General features: G+C 70.7%; 11 protein-coding genes. 8 read left to right on the top strand and 3 right to left on the bottom strand.

Features of this window, described 5'->3' with window-relative positions; translation table 11 throughout:
- Positions 1-103 precede the first annotated feature (103 nt).
- Positions 104-1978: an arabinofuranosyltransferase gene (locus J3P32_RS04075; protein WP_210438564.1), complete on the top strand. Its 1875-nt coding sequence runs from the start codon at positions 104-106 to the stop codon at positions 1976-1978.
- A gap of 238 nt (positions 1979-2216) precedes the next feature.
- Here the strand turns inward: J3P32_RS04075 and J3P32_RS04080 are convergent, their stop codons facing one another.
- Positions 2217-5825: a glycosyl hydrolase gene (locus J3P32_RS04080; RefSeq protein WP_210438565.1), complete on the bottom strand. Its 3609-nt coding sequence runs from the start codon at positions 5823-5825 to the stop codon at positions 2217-2219.
- 469 nt (positions 5826-6294) lie between these two features.
- On the opposite strand from J3P32_RS04080, the gene J3P32_RS04085 reads away from it, so the two are divergent.
- The 7 genes from J3P32_RS04085 (at position 6295) to J3P32_RS04115 (ending at position 10810) form a co-directional block, all read left to right on the top strand.
- Complete coding sequence (locus J3P32_RS04085; RefSeq protein WP_210438566.1) at positions 6295-7230, top strand: LysR family transcriptional regulator; 936 nt, start codon at positions 6295-6297, stop codon at positions 7228-7230.
- Between the two features lie 44 nt (positions 7231-7274).
- Positions 7275-7475 (top strand): hypothetical protein, encoded by a 201-nt coding sequence (locus J3P32_RS04090; protein ID WP_210438567.1) that lies wholly within the window; start codon positions 7275-7277, stop codon positions 7473-7475.
- Positions 7475-7855, top strand: a complete 381-nt coding sequence (locus J3P32_RS04095; protein WP_210438568.1) for a hypothetical protein — start codon at positions 7475-7477, stop codon at positions 7853-7855. Before J3P32_RS04090 ends, J3P32_RS04095 begins: the two co-directional genes overlap by 1 nt.
- Positions 7856-8082: 227 nt before the next feature.
- A complete protein-coding gene (locus J3P32_RS04100) occupies positions 8083-8541 on the top strand; it encodes a CHRD domain-containing protein (RefSeq protein WP_210438569.1) in 459 nt (152 codons plus the stop codon).
- 91 nt (positions 8542-8632) lie between these two features.
- On the top strand, positions 8633-8971 hold the full coding sequence (locus J3P32_RS04105) for a cupin domain-containing protein (RefSeq protein WP_210438570.1): 339 nt from the start codon (positions 8633-8635) through the stop codon (positions 8969-8971).
- Between the two features lie 139 nt (positions 8972-9110).
- On the top strand, positions 9111-10124 hold the full coding sequence (locus tag J3P32_RS04110; RefSeq protein WP_210438571.1) for a permease: 1014 nt from the start codon (positions 9111-9113) through the stop codon (positions 10122-10124).
- Positions 10121-10810 (top strand): TIGR03943 family putative permease subunit, encoded by a 690-nt coding sequence (locus J3P32_RS04115; RefSeq protein WP_210438572.1) that lies wholly within the window; start codon positions 10121-10123, stop codon positions 10808-10810. The genes J3P32_RS04110 and J3P32_RS04115 overlap by 4 nt, the downstream gene beginning before the upstream one ends.
- A 27-nt stretch (positions 10811-10837) precedes the next feature.
- Here the strand turns inward: J3P32_RS04115 and J3P32_RS04120 are convergent, their stop codons facing one another.
- Entirely contained in the window at positions 10838-11398 is a 561-nt protein-coding gene (locus tag J3P32_RS04120; RefSeq protein ID WP_210438573.1) for a hypothetical protein, read from the bottom strand.
- Between the two features lie 153 nt (positions 11399-11551).
- Positions 11552-15091, bottom strand: coding sequence for an alpha-L-rhamnosidase (locus tag J3P32_RS04125; protein ID WP_210438574.1), 3540 nt, complete (start codon positions 15089-15091; stop codon positions 11552-11554).
- Between the last annotated feature and the right edge of the window lie 298 nt (positions 15092-15389).

The following is a 15389-nucleotide window of genomic DNA, read 5'->3' on the forward strand; positions in this document are numbered from 1 at the left end:
GGCCGAGCCACGCCGTACCCAAGGTGGGGGTGACCTATCCTGACGGCCGAGCACGGGTGCGGCGCGCGAGCGACCACCACCGGGGAGTGCCAGGAGGCGGCAGATGCGACGGGCAGTGCTCACGCTCCTCGCCTGCGTGCTCGCCGCCGCGGCGGTCGCCGGGTGCGTCGCTGCCCTCGACGTCCGGGTCACGCAGTCGGGGTGGCGGCTCGCGGTCGTGCTCAGCGCCACGGTGTCCGCGACCCTCGTCGCCGCAGTCCTCGCTGTCGCCGGTCCGCGGCGTCCCCGCCTCGCGGCGGACGCCGCCGTCGTGGCCGGCGCCGCGCTGCTCACGGCGCTGGCCGTCGCGGGCCTCGACGGCACCAGGTGGGGGTGGCACGGACTGTTCGCCGATGCCGCCTTCCGCACCCAGATGGCGACGCGCTACGCCGACACCGCCTTCCTCGTCGACTACGGCTACCGCGGCCTGCCCGCCTACTACCCGCCCGCCGTGGGCTGGCTCGAGGGTCGCGTCGCGGACCTCACCGGGACGCCCGGCTGGGCGGCGGTCAAGCCGGTGCAGGTGGCGGTCGCGGCAGTGGTCCCCGTGCTGGCGTACGGCCTGTGGCACCGCGTGGTCGGCGCGCCTCGCGCCGCGGCGCTCGCGGTCCTCACCGCCCTGTGGTGCGCACACCCGCACAAGCCGGACGAGTGGGTGGTGCTGACGTGCCTGGTCCCGTGGTGGCTGCTCGCGGTCCGCGACGTCCGCACGCCCGGGAGCCCACGTCCCCGGGCGTGGGCGCTGGGGGTCGTGCTGGGGGTCCTGGTCCTCGTGCACACCTACTTCCTGCTCCCGCTCGGGCTCGCCACCCTGCTCGCGCTCGGCGCCGACGTGGTGGCCCGGCGTCGCGGCCGCGCGCCGAGGCTGCCGCTGCCCCGGGCGCTGGGCATCGGCGCGGTCGCGCTCCTCGTGTCGTCGCCGTACTGGGTCGGCGCGGTCCTGGCGCGCCTGCGGCTGCCCAGCGACACCCTGCAGCTGCGGTACGCCAGGCCCGGGGGCAACGTGCCGGTGCCCCCCTCCCCCTGGGAGGCCGCCGGCCTGGTCATGATCGGCGGGCTCGTCTGGCTGGGCTGGGCCGCCTGGCGCCGCCGGCGGGTCCGGGCCGACGACCCGCTGCCCGACGGCCCGCTCGCCGGCGGGCTGGCGCTGGCGCTGGCCGGCGCGTTGGCCACGCTCGGCGCGGGCGCTGTCCTCGAGCGCCTCGACGTGGGGGTGCTGGCCTTCAAGACCAACGACCTGCTCGAGCTGCTGCTCGTCGCCTGCGGCGTCCTGGGCGGCTCGCGGCTGCTCGCGCACCTGCGGTCGAGCGCGCCGGGGCGCGTGGCCCGGATCGCCGCGGCGGTCGGCGTGGCGGCGGCCGCTGGAGCGGCGACCCACCACGTGGCCGTCGAGTGGGCCACCGGCACGCCGGCCCTCGTCGCGCAGACGACGCGCTACCCCGACGGCCGGGTGCCCGAGGGCGCCGGCGGCCGGGAGCCGGTGGTCCCGGTGCTGTTCGTCCGCGCCCACGACCCGCCGGTCGTCGACGTGCTGGCGGCGTGGGACCGGCTGCGACCCGGGCTGGCCCGCTCCGAGACGGTGCTGGTGACCAGCCGTGTCGACCTGCTCGCCACCGTGCCCGTCCACGGCTTCACGGCGTTCAAGAGCATCTACTCCCACCCCAACGGCCGGTTCGGGTCCCGGGTGGAGCTCCTGCGGGAGGTCGCCGCGTGCCCGGACCCCGCGTGCGCGTCCGCGCTGCTGCACGACAACCCTTACGACCGGGTGGACGGTCTCGTGCTGGAGCGCTCGGGCGAGGAGCTCACCCTCCGCTTCATGGTCGACGACTTCCCCGACCGGACCCGGCGCGAGCAGGTCGTCTTCCCCGCTGACCTCTTCGCGGCGCCCTGGTTCGAGCGCGCCGACGTCGGGCGCTGGAGCGTCGTCGCGGTCCGCTGACGCCGCGTACGCAGCGGACCCGGCTCGTCGGACAGGACAAGGGCGCCGACCCGCTCCCGGTCAGGCGTACGCCGGGCGGCGGGGCTGGACTTCGTCCTGTCCGACACGCCGTACGTCGGGCCGCTGCGCTGGTTGGGCTGGCCGACGGCACCATCCGGGGCGGCGTCGGGGCCGGCCACGGGGGCCACGCGGCACGCGTGGCCCCCGCTCCGCCGGGATGCCGGTTCCGCGGTCCGGGTCAGACCGCCCGCCTCAGCACCCGGACACGGGCCTGGACGAGGACCTCACCGCTGCGGTCGAGGACCCGCAGGACCTTGCGGCCCCTGAGGTTCCCCGGCACGACCTCGCGGACGGTGAAGCGGCCGTCCTCGACCTTCACCGAGGCGAGCTTCCTGCCGCCGAGGGTGATCCGGACCCGGCCGACCGTGAAGTCGCGTCCTCGGACCCTGACGGACCCGCCGGCGCGCACGGTGTCCTTGACGCGGACCTTCGGCGTCACGCCGGGCGTGGGCGCCGGCGTCGTGGTGGGGGCCGGCGTGGTGGTGGGGACCGGCGTCGGCGTCGGGTCCGCCCCGTCGGCCGTGTACTCCACGTCGACGAACGGCACCACCTTCGCCTGCTGCGGCCCGAACGACAGGTACTTCACGTCGTTCATCCACCACGGGTTGCCGCGGGGGATGCGCGGGAACGCCTCGGTGACGATGCCGCGGTCGAGCTGGACGTTCGCCAGCGCCGAGGAGTACTCGATCTTGATCTCGTTCTCGCCGTCGACGAGGTAGTCGCTGACGTCGGCGATCGGAGTGGCCCAGTCGATCCCGCCGGTGTAGAGGTCGGTGCCTACCAGCGGCACCTGGTTGCCACGGCCGTCGTCGATCGTCGGCTTGCCGACTCCGCCGACGTCCTTGCGGACCTTGGTCGGGTTGGTCGAGACGTGCCCGCCCACCTTCTCGCCGTTGATCCACACCACCATGGAGTCCTCGAGGTCCTTGCCGAAGTCGAGGTAGGCGCCAGTGGCGGAGTCGGCGTCCCAGTCGAACGTCGCCTCGTAGTTGCCCTTGCCGGAGACGGCCTTGCCCACCTCGGGGATCTTGTCCCGCGTCGTCAGGGTGTCGAGCTCGACGTCGATGTCAGTGACCACCGTCGAGGTCTTGCGGTTGGTGGTGGTCAGGCCGTCGATGGTCTCGGTGCGGACCAGGTCGCCCGCGGTGGGGTTGGGCCGCCACGACTCGACGGTCAGGTCCCAGTCGGTGATGTCGTACGCCTCGGGAACCGCGACAGCCTCGTCGATCGTCGCGCCGTCGCTGAGCTCCGCGGTCACCGTGCCGGAACGGGACGTCCGGACCGCGACACCGTCCTCGGTGGCGTACGCGGAGTCGGCGTTCGTGTCGAGGACGTGGAGCTGGGCCTCGTCGACCTTCTCGAAGGCGAGCAGGGCGATGTTGTCGTAGTCCAGGTCGATCGGGACGATGGTCTTGCCGTCCTCCCAGCGGTAGTCGGCGAGCTGGGTCGTCTCACCAGTCCACGCGTCGATGGCGTACGGCACGAACAGCCCGTCCTGGACGATGTCGGTCTGGATGTTCCGGCCGTGCTTCGCGGCCCGGACGCTGGCCTTGTGGCTCTTGTCGAGGTAGTTGGCCGGGTCGTAGTTGTAGACGTAGAGGTACTGGTTGCCCTTCTCGTCCTCGCGGGTCTGCGTGAGCAGCTGCAGGTTGGGCTCGGGGAAGCCGCTGTAGGGCTCGACGCCGAGCTCCTCGAGCTTCTCCAGGACGTTGTCGTCGTAGCCGCCGGGCTGGGCGCTGGAGTAGTCGATGTCGTCGTAGACCGTCGCCTGACGCACCGTCGGCAGCGTCTTGAGCTCGTCCATGACCTTCTTCAGCGCCTTGTCCTTGCCGTCGTTGAACGGCGTGCGGTTCCCGGCGTTCTCGAGGACGACGACCTTCAGCCCCTGCTTGGCCCACCTGAGCAGCCGGGTGGCGGCCTCGAGCTCGAGCCAGTCCTGGTAGAGCACGACGGCCTTGTAGCCGGCCTTCTCGATGGTCTTCGTCTTGGTGTCGAACCTGACGTCGTCGTCGAAGAGGAACCGCGGGCTGAAGTAGTCGTAGGTGTAGCCGTTGTCCTGCAGCTCGGTCGAGCGGTAGTAGACCCCTTGGTGGGCGTACTGCCAGTTCATGTTGCCGTTGTCGCTGCCGATGCCGGCGTTGTAGGCGACGCCGTGGATCCACTTCTGGTTGATGAACCCGACGTCGGTGCGGCTCCTGCCGGTCTGCAGGAGCTGCTGGACGCGGCCGAGGTGCGCGTTGAACTCGTCGTACTCGGAGTAGCCGGGGTTGCGGGTGCCGAGCTGACGGAAGCCGGTGGCGTTGTGGCCCGGCCAGGCGAAGCTGCCGTAGCTGTACCCGGCGCCCCACACGTGCCAGATCATGCGCTGGAACCCTGCGGCGTACTGCGAGTAGGCGTCGTGCAGGTCCATCTGCCGGGTGCCGCTGTAGGGGCCGAGCTGGGCGCCGGTCTCGGTGGAGAGCACCTTGTTCTCCAGCTTGGCGCCGCCGGTCCACAGACGGAGGATGTCGACGTTGTTGTACTGGTTGAAGTTCTCCGCCTCGGGGTAGTCGACGTCCATCGCCGGCTCCGACATCTCGAGCGGCCTGCCGTAGGAGATCTGGGCACGGGTCTCGATGCCCACGGAGTTCAGCCACGTCTTCAGCGGCCGGAGCATGCGCTCGCGGTAGAGCTCGGTGAGGACGTCCTGGTAGTCGTTGATGATGCCCTGACGCCGCATCTCGTCGCCGGCCAGCTTGTAGGTGCCGGTGTTGCGCACCTCGTGGTACGGCGTGAACGGGCTGGCGTTGACGCCCTGGAAGAGGAAGAGGTAGGGCGTGATGTCGTAGCCCTTGCGCCTCTTGAACTCGGCCGCCATGTCCTCGGCCCACCAGGTCGCGCCGCCGGTGCCGAAGTTGATCTCGAGGGAGTCCATGAAGAGCTGGACGTCACCCTCGGCGATCTTGGCGCGCAGCGCCGGGTCGGCGAGGTAGTGCTGCTCCCAGTAGGTGCGCAGCGCCTGGACGCCGCGGGTGTCGAAGTAGTTGGTCGCGTAGGCGGGCTGCGCCGACGGGCTCGACGAGTGGTAGGTGCCCTGGGTCCACACGCCGAACACGCGGTAGGTGCCGTCGTCCGGTGCGGTCCAGCTTAGGTTCTGGCTCCAGACGTCCGCGCCCTGCGTGACGTTGGCCTTGAGGTCGATGAAGCTGTTCGGGTCGACCGCGTCTCCCGCGGTGACCTTGTAGGCGTAGGCCGTCACGAACTTCGCGCCGGCGCGACGCGCGTTGGCCGCCGCCGGGACGGGCACGGTCGTCAGCGACTGACCGGGCTCGACCGTGCCGGTGCCGAGCGTGATGTTCTGCATCGCCTGCTGGCTCGCCGGGTCGAGGCCCGGGACGTTGGACGTCGCCCAGTTGGTGCCCGAGGTGAGGTAGACCGCCATGCCCAGGTCGAGCATCTTGTTCATCATCAGGTTCCACTTGTGCTCCCACATCCCGGACCCGTAGGCGTACGTCGCGTCCGGCGCGGCGTTGTCGCTCTGCATGCACAGCTCGACGCCGCGGTAGCCGGCGTCGTAGAGCGCCTGGATCTCCTCGAGCAGCGACTCGTCGGTGTTGGCCGCCTCGCCCAGCCACCAGCGGACGTCGGTGCTGTAGACGCGGTCGGGGTCGACGTACTTCTTCTCGAGCTGCCTGGCGAACGCCGAGCTCTTCTTGACCGGAGGCGACTTCAGGTCCGGCGCGGCGGCCTGCGCGGTGGCGCTCGAGGGCTCGGCGGCGGACGGGCTGGCGCCCAGGCCCAGCGCCATGGACGACAGCCCCACCGCGAGGCTCAGGGCGACGGCTGTCGCCGTCCGCCCCCCTCGCGGCTGGAGAGCCGGTGATGTCGAGTTCATGCTGCTCCTTGTGGTGTGAGGTGGTCACGCGACCACGCGTGCGCGGCAGTTCACGGCGTGGGCGGCGCGGGCTCGGCGAACCAGACGTGTGCGGATGAAACGATTCATCGAAGCCGCCACCCACTGTGGTCGTCGTCACACCTCGAGCGCAACGGGTTCGCGTGACTTCGAGGACCATGGCTGCCGATACCGGCTATCGCCGGTGCCGATGCCCCCGGGCACGGCCGGTCGGGATAGCAGCTATCGAGGGACGCCATACCTCTCGCGAGGCTCTGCCCGCTGGAGCGTTGATAGGTTCCCGGCGAGCCGCGGACCGTTCGCCGAAGGGGCGCTCGTTGGCCGACGTGGCGTGGCGGTGGCACAGTCGACCCAGGAGGCCCCCTTGATCGACCACGCGCGACTTCGCCGCCTCGACCTGAACCTCTTGCACTCGCTCGACAGCCTGCTGCGTGAGAGGAACGTGTCGCGGGCGGCCGCCTCCGTCGGAGTGAGCCAGCCGGTGATGAGTGCCGCCCTCGCACGGCTCCGACGGCACTTCGACGACGAGCTGCTCGTCCGGAGGGGCAACCAGTACGAGCTGACGTCCCTGGCCAAGCAGCTCGGGCCCGCGGTGACCGACGCCCTCAGGGCGGTCGACCGGGTGATCGGCGCGAAGACGAGCTTCGACCGCAGCACCGAGCACGAGTTCACCGTGGTGTGCAGCGAGGTGGTCGCGGCGATGCTGCTCCCTCGGCTGTGCCTGGCGATGCAGGAGGCGGCTCCGGCGACCACGCTCCGGGTCGTCGAGCCGGGCCAGCTCCGTGGCGTCGACATCGCCGACCACCTGGCCGCGAGCGTGGACGGGGTGTTCCTGCCACACGGCTGGCTGTCCGGGCTGGAGAGCATCGACGTGCTCGTCGACCAGTGGGTCTTCGCCGTCTCGATCGACGACCCTGCCGAGCGGCTGGACCTCGACGACCTGAACACCCGCCCGTGGGTGGTAGCCCAGGTCGGGGACCGCGAGGTGGCACGCGGGATGCAGCAGGTCCTCTCCGCCGGCGTGCGCCCTCGCACGGAGGTGATCGTGAGCGGCTCGATGAGCATGCCGTTCTTCCTCCGCAACAGCCGACGCGTCGCGGTGATGGGTCGTCGGCTGATCGAGGAGATGGGACAGCTCTACGGGATCAGGGAGATCCCCGGACCCTGGGAGCTCGACACGCTTCGGACGGCGTTCTGGTGGCACCAGAGCAGGCGGGACGACCCGGCGCACCGCTGGCTCAGGACGCTCGTGCACGACGTGCGCGACGCCCGGGGAGCACAGGCGGCCGCCGCCGAGTAGGCGGCGTGCGACGCTGCTCGACCGGCCGATGGGCGCTCGGTCGGGTGAGGCACGGAGTGCGGGCGGTCGTCTACCTTGTGGCGCGGCGCTTCGCCGCCGTGCTGGCCCTATTGGTGCTGTTCCTCGTCGTGGTCGCGGTCGCCGGCGGGCTCGCCAGCAGCGGCGACGACCTGCCGGACAACACGCCCGACGAGCTGGTCGAACCGTTGCAGGACCTCCACGACGCCGTCGAGGGGAGCGGGTGATGGAGGCGACTCGCATCGCCCGTGCGCTCGGCCGGCGTGCGGCCGCGACCGTGCTGGCGCTGCTCATCACCCCGGTCCTGGTCGCGTGCGGAGGGGCCGAGAGCGCACCCAGCGAACAGGTCCCGGCCCTCGGCAAGCAGCTGGAGAGGGTTGACGAGGCCGTGGAGGCAGGCGACTACTCGAGGGCGCGCGCTGCCGTGAAGGACCTGGTCGCGCGCGTGGCACAGGCCCAGGTCGACGGCGAGCTGTCGGACGAGCAGGCGCAGCGCATCGTCACCGCGGCGAGGTCCGTGCTGGAGAACCTCCCGGACGACGGCTCCCACAACGACGGCTCCCCCGACGAGGGCCCGGACGAGGACGACGAGGGCGAAGCGGCCTGAGCCGCCTGCAGCCGCGTGGGGTGCCGAGCTGCGCCCTGGCCGCGGAGGCGTGGACATCCGGGGCGCGGTGGACCGAGTGGCCCGGGGCGCCCATGCGCCATTTGAGTGAGATTCCCCGTGCACGGCCGGCCGGCGGCCCGGGTCCTCGTACCGTCGCACCACGACGTGGTGGCACACCCCGTCCACCCACGTCCCCCCATACGTACGAGCCACGGAGGGTGGTCGTCATGGCACGACGCGTTCTTGCACTGCTGGTCCTGGTCGTCGCGGCGTTGGTGGGTGGCGCGTCCGCCGCCTCCGCGGAGGTTCGCGTGATCACGGTCCACCTGGCGCCTTCGGGCGATGCGGACGGCTCGGGGGTCGCGACGTTGCGGTTGCGGTCCGACCAGGAGCTGGTCTGCTACTCGATCGTCGTCCGCGACATCGGTGTGCCCACGGAGCCGGCTCCCGGAATCGGGTCGGCGCACATCCACGGCCCCCTGCCCGCTGGTGGCATCGCGATCGACCTCGACACCGTCTTCCGCGCGGCCGGGCCGAGCACGTACGTCGCGCGGGACTGCGTCAGCGCCGACAGCGACGCGATCGACGCGGTGCTCGCCGACCCGGAGCTGTTCTACCTCAACGTGCACAACGTCGAGTTCCCCGGCGGCGCCGTCCAGGGCAGCCTCGACCGGGCCGGGGAATGACGGTCAGGGGCGCCGCGAGCGCCGGGGTTGCCTCGTCGCGGTCGTGCCCCGGCCCCTCGCCTGCACGGGCTCACGGTGCGGTGCTCGGCCGATGAGCCTCGACCCGGCGGAGACGAACCCCGACCACTACAGGGTCATCTTCGAGAACGAGCGTGTCCGCGTGCTGGAGTACGTCGACGAGCCCGGCACGCTCACCACCCCGCACGCCCACCCGGACAGCGTGATGTACACCCTGTCCTCGTTCCGGCGGCGGATCGTCCAGGGCGACGCGCAGCGCGAGGTGGACCTGCAGGCAGGCACCGTGGGCTGGATCCCGGCGCAGCAGCACCACGGCGAGAACATCGGCGAGACGCCGTCGCACGCGATCTTCGTGGAGCTCAAGGACGGGACGGCCCCGACCGCCGAAGGGGAGATCGGCCCGCGCCTGTGACGCGCGGCTGATCCGACCGCGAACGCTCAGGCACTGCGGCGGAGCTCCACGTCGTCCTGGCAGGACCGCGCGCGCGACCCGATCACAGGAACGGGATCGATTATCATTCGCCGGTGACCTCAACCGCGACGGTGCCCTCATGAGCGAATCGACCCGTCAGGACTCGCCTCCGTCCACCTCTGGCAGCACGGCCCGCCGAGCAGTCGGCCTGCCGGTCCAGGCCTACGTCGTGTTCGTCGCGATGGCGGCCCTCGTGATGTCGCAGCAGTGGCTGGTGCCGCGCCTCGACAGCCCGGCGCTCGCCACGTGGAGCACGATCTTCGTCGCGATCGTCGTGCAGTCGATCCCCTTCCTCGTCGGAGGCGTCCTCCTCGCCGGGGTGATCGCCACCCTCCTCTCCGAGCGGGCGCTGCGCCGCCTGGTGCCTGCGAGCCCGACACTGGGCGTGCCTGTCGCCGGGCTCGCGGGCGTTGCGCTGCCGGGATGTGAGTGCGCCTCGGTGCCCGTCGCCAGCAGCCTCATGCGACGCGGGGTCGCACCGTCCGTCGCGCTGACGTTCCTCCTGGCCGCTCCGGCGGTGAACCCGGTCGTCCTGGTGTCGACGGCGGTCGCGTTCCCCGATCGACCCGAGATCGTGCTGGCCCGGTTCCTCGCCTCGCTGCTCACGGCCGTGGCGGTGGGCTGGCTGTGGCTCCGGTTCGCCGGGCGGGTGCCGATCCTCCACCGCCGGAGCACCCACGACCACGACGAGAGCACGGCGCAGGCCTTCCTCGGCAGCGTCCGCCATGACTTCATCCACGCGGCAGGGTTCGTGGTGCTCGGCGCCATGATCGCGGCCGCCATCAACACGTTCGTGCCGCGCTCGATCATCGACGGGGTCGCGGGCAACGTCGTGCTGGCCGTCGCGGCGATGGCCCTGTTCGCCTTCGTCGTGGCGCTGTGCTCGGAGGCGGATGCCTTCGTCGCGGCAAGCCTCAGCGCGTTCTCCGACACCGCGAAGCTGGTCTTCATGGTCGTGGGGCCCGCGATGGACGTGAAGCTGGCCTCGATGGAGTCGGGCCAGTTCGGTGGGGCCTTCGCGCTCCGGTTCGTCCCCCTAGTGATCGGCGTGGCCGTCCTGTCGGCCGTCGGCATGGGATGGTGGCTGCTGTGAAGCGCGCGACCCAGACCCTGCTGCTGGCCGTCACCGGCGCCGTGCTGCTCCGCATGGCGGCAGGTGACAGCTACCTGCGCTACGTCAACTCGTGGATGCGGTGGCCGCTCATCGCCTGCGGTGCGTTCCTCGTGGCCCTGGCACTGCTCGACGTCTTCCGCGAGCAGGGGTCGCAGGACGACGAGCACGACGCGCACGTCCCGAGGGCCGCGTGGCTGCTCTTCGCTCCGTCGCTCGTGTTCTTCCTCATCGCTCCCCCGGCGCTCGGCGCCCACTTCGCCGAGCGCGCCCAGAGCGCGGTCGTGCCGGTGGACACGAGCACCGAGGTCGACCTCCCCCCGCTGCCCGAGGGCGACCCCGTGCCCGTCGTGCTCGACGAGGTCCTGTTGCGGGCGGCCTACGACGACGGCGCCACGTTGGCCGACCGCCGGCTCGAGCTCACCGGCTTCGTCAGCCGCGACAAGGCCGGCACCTGGTTCGTCACGCAGTTCGGGATGAACTGCTGTGCCGCGGACGCGACCGTCATGCGCGTGGCGGCGAGTGGCGTGGACGCTCCCCCCGACGACCAGTGGGTGCGGGTCGTCGCACGCCACGTCTCCGGCACCGGCGACGGCGGTCGGGAAGAACCCGAAGTGGTGGTCGAACAGCTCGAGCTCATCGAGGCCCCGAAGAACCAGTACCGCTGATCGGCGGGCCCGGGGTCCGGCGAAGGATCACAGCCGGCACGCCTGCGTCAGATAGGTCTCGAAGGCCTCCCCGCCGGAGGCGATGAACGCGTCCGGGGCGCCTACCGCTGCCGGGTCCAACCCGAGCCCGACGAAGTCGTAGAGCCCGCCGATGAGGATGTAGTAGCCGCTGCGGGCCGGCAGGGACAGCTCCGCCGGGACCCCGGTCGCGACGAGGGCGCGCGCCGCCCTGCGCACGGTCGCCCTGTCGACCTTGCCGCGCGCGTACTGCCGCTGCACCTCGTCCACCGTGCGGAACTCCGCGCAGAACTCCGCGTCGCTGGCGACCGGGACCTCACCCGTGAACGGCGGGGTCGTCGGCCCGGACGGGCGGCTGTCACTGGCTGGGTCTTCCGTTGCGGTGGACCCTGCGGCGCTCGGTCCGGCAGGAGCGCCGGTGTCGCCAGCAGGCCTCTGCACGAAGACGATCAGCCCGACGAGCGTCGCCAGGGCCACGGCCAGGCCCGCCCGGGCCATCGACCCGGACCGCTCGACATCTGACGGTTCGGCCACGTGTTCCTGCTCCTCGGCTGCTGATCGGGAGGACATGATCGCACTCGAGGGCGGACGACCCCTCACGGCGCCGCCGAGTCACCTGGGCTTCCTCGTGGGTGCACACGTGCAGCCGGTCATCGCGAACCGCAACGCAAGGGGGCCACACCGTCACGGTGTGGCCCCCTCTCGCGGTCAGTCCTGTCGGGGCTAGGCCGCCTTCCTCCTCACGACTCGGATGGTCGCCTTCGCCAGCACGTCACCTCCGCGGTCCAGGACCCTCAGGACCGTCTTGCCGGACAGGCTCCTGGGCACCCTCGCGATGAGGACTGCCTTGCCGTCCTTCACCTCGACGGCACCGAGCTTCCTGCCGCCCAGGGTGAAGGTGACCTTCTTGACCGCCAGGTCGCGAACCCGGATCTTGACCCTCTTGCCGGCCCGCACCTTCGACTTCACCTTGACCTTGGGCTCCACCGTCGGGGTGGTGGGATCGGGGCTGGTGGTCGGCGTGGGGGTCGGGCTGGTGGTCGGCGTCGGGGTGACCGTCGGCTCCTCGGTCGGCGGGGTGTCGTCGGCCGGAGCGAAGGTGTACGAGCCCGGTCCGACCTCGTACACGGCGTAGCCGTCCTCGCTCTTGACGAACTCCGCCTCGCCGCCGGTCACGTCGGCCTCGTCGCCGCCGGTCGGCGCCCAGATCTCCGCGGTGGAGTTCGAGGGCACGGTGACCGACAGGGTGGCAGCGTCGTCGCCATCACGGGTCCATTCGCTGAGCACCTCGCCGTAGGGCGTCACGTACTCGCCGCTGACCTCTCCGAGGTTGCCGACGAGCTGCGGCTTGATGACCAGGTCGCGGTAGCCGATGGAGTCGTCAGCCTGCTTGATACCTGCGAGTCCGGCGGTGAACCACTCGTCGATCTGGAGCAGGATCATGTGGTTCTGCGACTGTCGCAGGTCCCAGTACTCCGGGATGGTGGTGAGGCCGCCGGGGTGCTTCTCGGTGGACTGCAGGAAGTAGCCGTAGCTGGGCTGGGTGTCCTCCTGGAGCAGGTCCCACAGCACGTCCTGGCGGCCGTTGTCCATCAGTGCGCGGGTGACGGGGCCGAGCCCGATCATGCCGGAGTTGAGGTGCGGACCGCCACCGTTGGGCTGGTAGGAGTAGATCTGTTCGACCAGCTCGTCGAGGACCACCTGTCGGTTCTCCTCGGTGACCAGGCCGTAGTCGAGGGCGATGCCCTGGGCGGTCTGGCCGCCGACGGAGCTGGTCTGGTTGATTGTGTACTTGCGCAACGCGGGGTTCCAGAAGCGCTCGTTGTAGGTGGCCCGGATGTTTCCGGCGAGCGTCTTGTACTCGGCGGCCTTGGCGTCGAGACCCAGCTCGGCAGCGAGCTCCGACATGTGGTTGGCCATCTTGAAGTAGGCGCCGGTCGCGGTCATTGCGCGGTTGGTCGAAGCGCGGTCGGCCGAGGCCCAGTCCCCGAGGCCGTTGTCGACGTAGTACTGGTCTGAGCCGGTGGTGCCTGCCGTGCGCCGGTTCTTGATGTAGTCCATGTAGAGGACCATCGAGTCCCAGTGCTTGCGAGCGGTCTCGAGGTCGCCGTAGTTCTTGTAGAGCCAGTACGGCGTCAGGACGACAGCCCCGCCCCAGTTCAGGTCGTTGCCCAAACCGGATCCGGACAGGCGGACCTGGTCGTTGGGAGTGGTGGAGGGCACGAAGCCGGCGTTGATACCGGTCTTGGTCTGGGCGCCCTCGATGGCCTCCATCATGGTGTGCAGGTACGCGGCCATGTCGTAGTGCTTGTCGATGGCCGGCATCGACTGGATCATGTCGGCCAGCCAACCGGCCTTCTCGCGGTTGGGGCAGTCGGTGAAGTACGACTGCATGTTGCTCATGATCGAGTACTTCGACATCTTGTGGATGCGGTTGATGCGCTCGTTGTCGGTTTCGACGCGCCCCGCCTCGGGCGCGGTCGCGTGGGTCTGCAGGCCGGCGATCATGCTCGTGGTCGGCGTGAACCCGGCTGGGAGGCCAGTCACCTGGACGTACTGGAACCCGTCGTAGCCGAACTGGGGGTGCCAGGTCTCGCCATCGGGGTCGCCCCAGGTGGTGTAGGTGTCCAGGGTCTGGGTGCCGGTGGTGCCGACGCTGCCCTCGACCATGTCGAGGACGTTGATCAGGCCCTTCTGGGCGGGGTCGGTGGTGTTGAACGACTCGCCGAACTGCATCTTCACCGTCGTGCCGGCGGGGAAGACACTCGCGCCACCGGGGGTGGTGAGCTCGACGAAGCCGGAGAACGCCTGGCCCATGTCGAAGATCCACGTGCCGGGGTGGCCGTCGACCTGCCAGACCTTCTGGGCCTGGAAGCGGTCGACGATCTCGACGGGCTCTGCGCCGCGCTCGGTGAGGTCGGTGTCGAGGTTGGGGGTGCCGACGATGCCGGCGTCCATCCAGTTGACGTCCTGGCCGTTGCGCCGCTTGGCGGTGGCGGTGAGGTCGCTGTTGCGGTTCTTCCAGCCGACCTGCTCGAAGCGGGCGTCGTAGTCGGTGCCGCCCCACCAGTGGTCGGTGATGGCCGGGCCGGTGGCGGTGCGCCAGGTGCGGTCGGAGACGACGTTGCTGGTGGTGCCGTCGGAGTAGGTCAGCTCGACGCGCGCGATGAGGCGCGGAGTGACCCGGGTGTTGGGCGAGTCGCGCTCGCCGGAGCGTGTCACTACCGCTCCGGCCGCGTGCGCGCCGGTGAGCGGCGACTCGAGAGTGACGGTGTTGGTGGCGGCGTCGACCGCGGTGACGCGACGCTGCTCCAGCCGCACGCCGGCATCAGCGGTGTCGACGTTCAGGGTGTATCCCACGTTGATGCCCGCCACGCTTGCCAGCGTGACAGTCGTCGCACCGACCGTGGTGGCGGCGGTCAGCGAGGTCGGGACGACGGCTGCTCCGAGGATCTTGCTGTAGGAGTCGGTGCGTCCGTAGGCGGGGTTCTCCGTCTTCTGCATGAAGGCCTCGCCGTTGCCGAGCTCGACGGCGATGGTGTTGCCGGCACCGGACTCCAGCAGCTTCTCGATCGGGTAGCTGCGGTAGGTGATGGCAACCTGTTCATTGGCGCCACCGGGAGCAAGGACCTCTTCAGTGACGGCCTTGCCGTTGACGGTGGAGACCTGGACGCCGAGGCCGGCCAGGACCAGGCGTGCCTTGGTGAGCGTCTTGGCGGGGTCCACCGTGATCTGCTTCGCGAAGATCGGCATCGGGCCCTGCGGGTTGCGGGTGGGGTGCTCGATCCACTGGGCATTGCCCCAGTCGGACTTGTTGAGCAGGCCCATCTCGAAGAACTGCGGCTCGCTCCACTCGGAGACCTGTCCGTTGTTGTCCCACACGCGGACCTGCCAGTACACCTGCTGTCGCGAGTTCAGGGGCAAGCCCTTCCACACCACCTGTGCCGACGCCGAGGACGTCACCTTGCCGGTACGCCAGAGGTTGGCCCGAGGCAACGTGGCCTCGGTCGAGGAGGCGCGGATCTCGTACGCCATCTGGACGTCGACGTCGTCGAGGAGCCAGCTGAAGGACGGCTTCTGGTTGCCGAACGCGTACAGCGGGCCGGTGCGCCCGTCGACGCGAGGTCGCTCGACGGACGGGGTGCCGGACGGCGCGACGGTGGCGGCCTGAGCCGTCGCGGACGTCGGGACGACGGTCGTCGCCCCCAGCGCCAGGGAGAGCCCCAGCGCTGCCACCAGGCCGGTGGTCTTCGTTGTCTTCATGTTGACCCTTTCGAGTGCGGTTGCGGGCCATCGCCTGGATGCACCTCGACGGGAGTCGCAGGCGCGGTGAACCGACCCGGGGAACAAGCCCGAGGCGGCGCCCGCCGTCCGCCGGAAGCGCTTCTCGTGGGTCCGGGGAGGGCGAGGTGACGGCGGTCACAAGGTAGGTACCCCGCGCCGACCGGGTCCAGTGAAACGCTTCAGGTTGACTGATTTCGGCCATCCACGGGAGCTAGCCGGCTCGACGGTCCCGCGCTCGGAAGGGCGCAGCGCGCCTGTGCCCCGGCGCGCGATGAGG

This window comes from Nocardioides xinjiangensis (assembly GCF_017916385.1).
Taxonomy (GTDB): domain Bacteria; phylum Actinomycetota; class Actinomycetes; order Propionibacteriales; family Nocardioidaceae; genus Nocardioides; species Nocardioides xinjiangensis.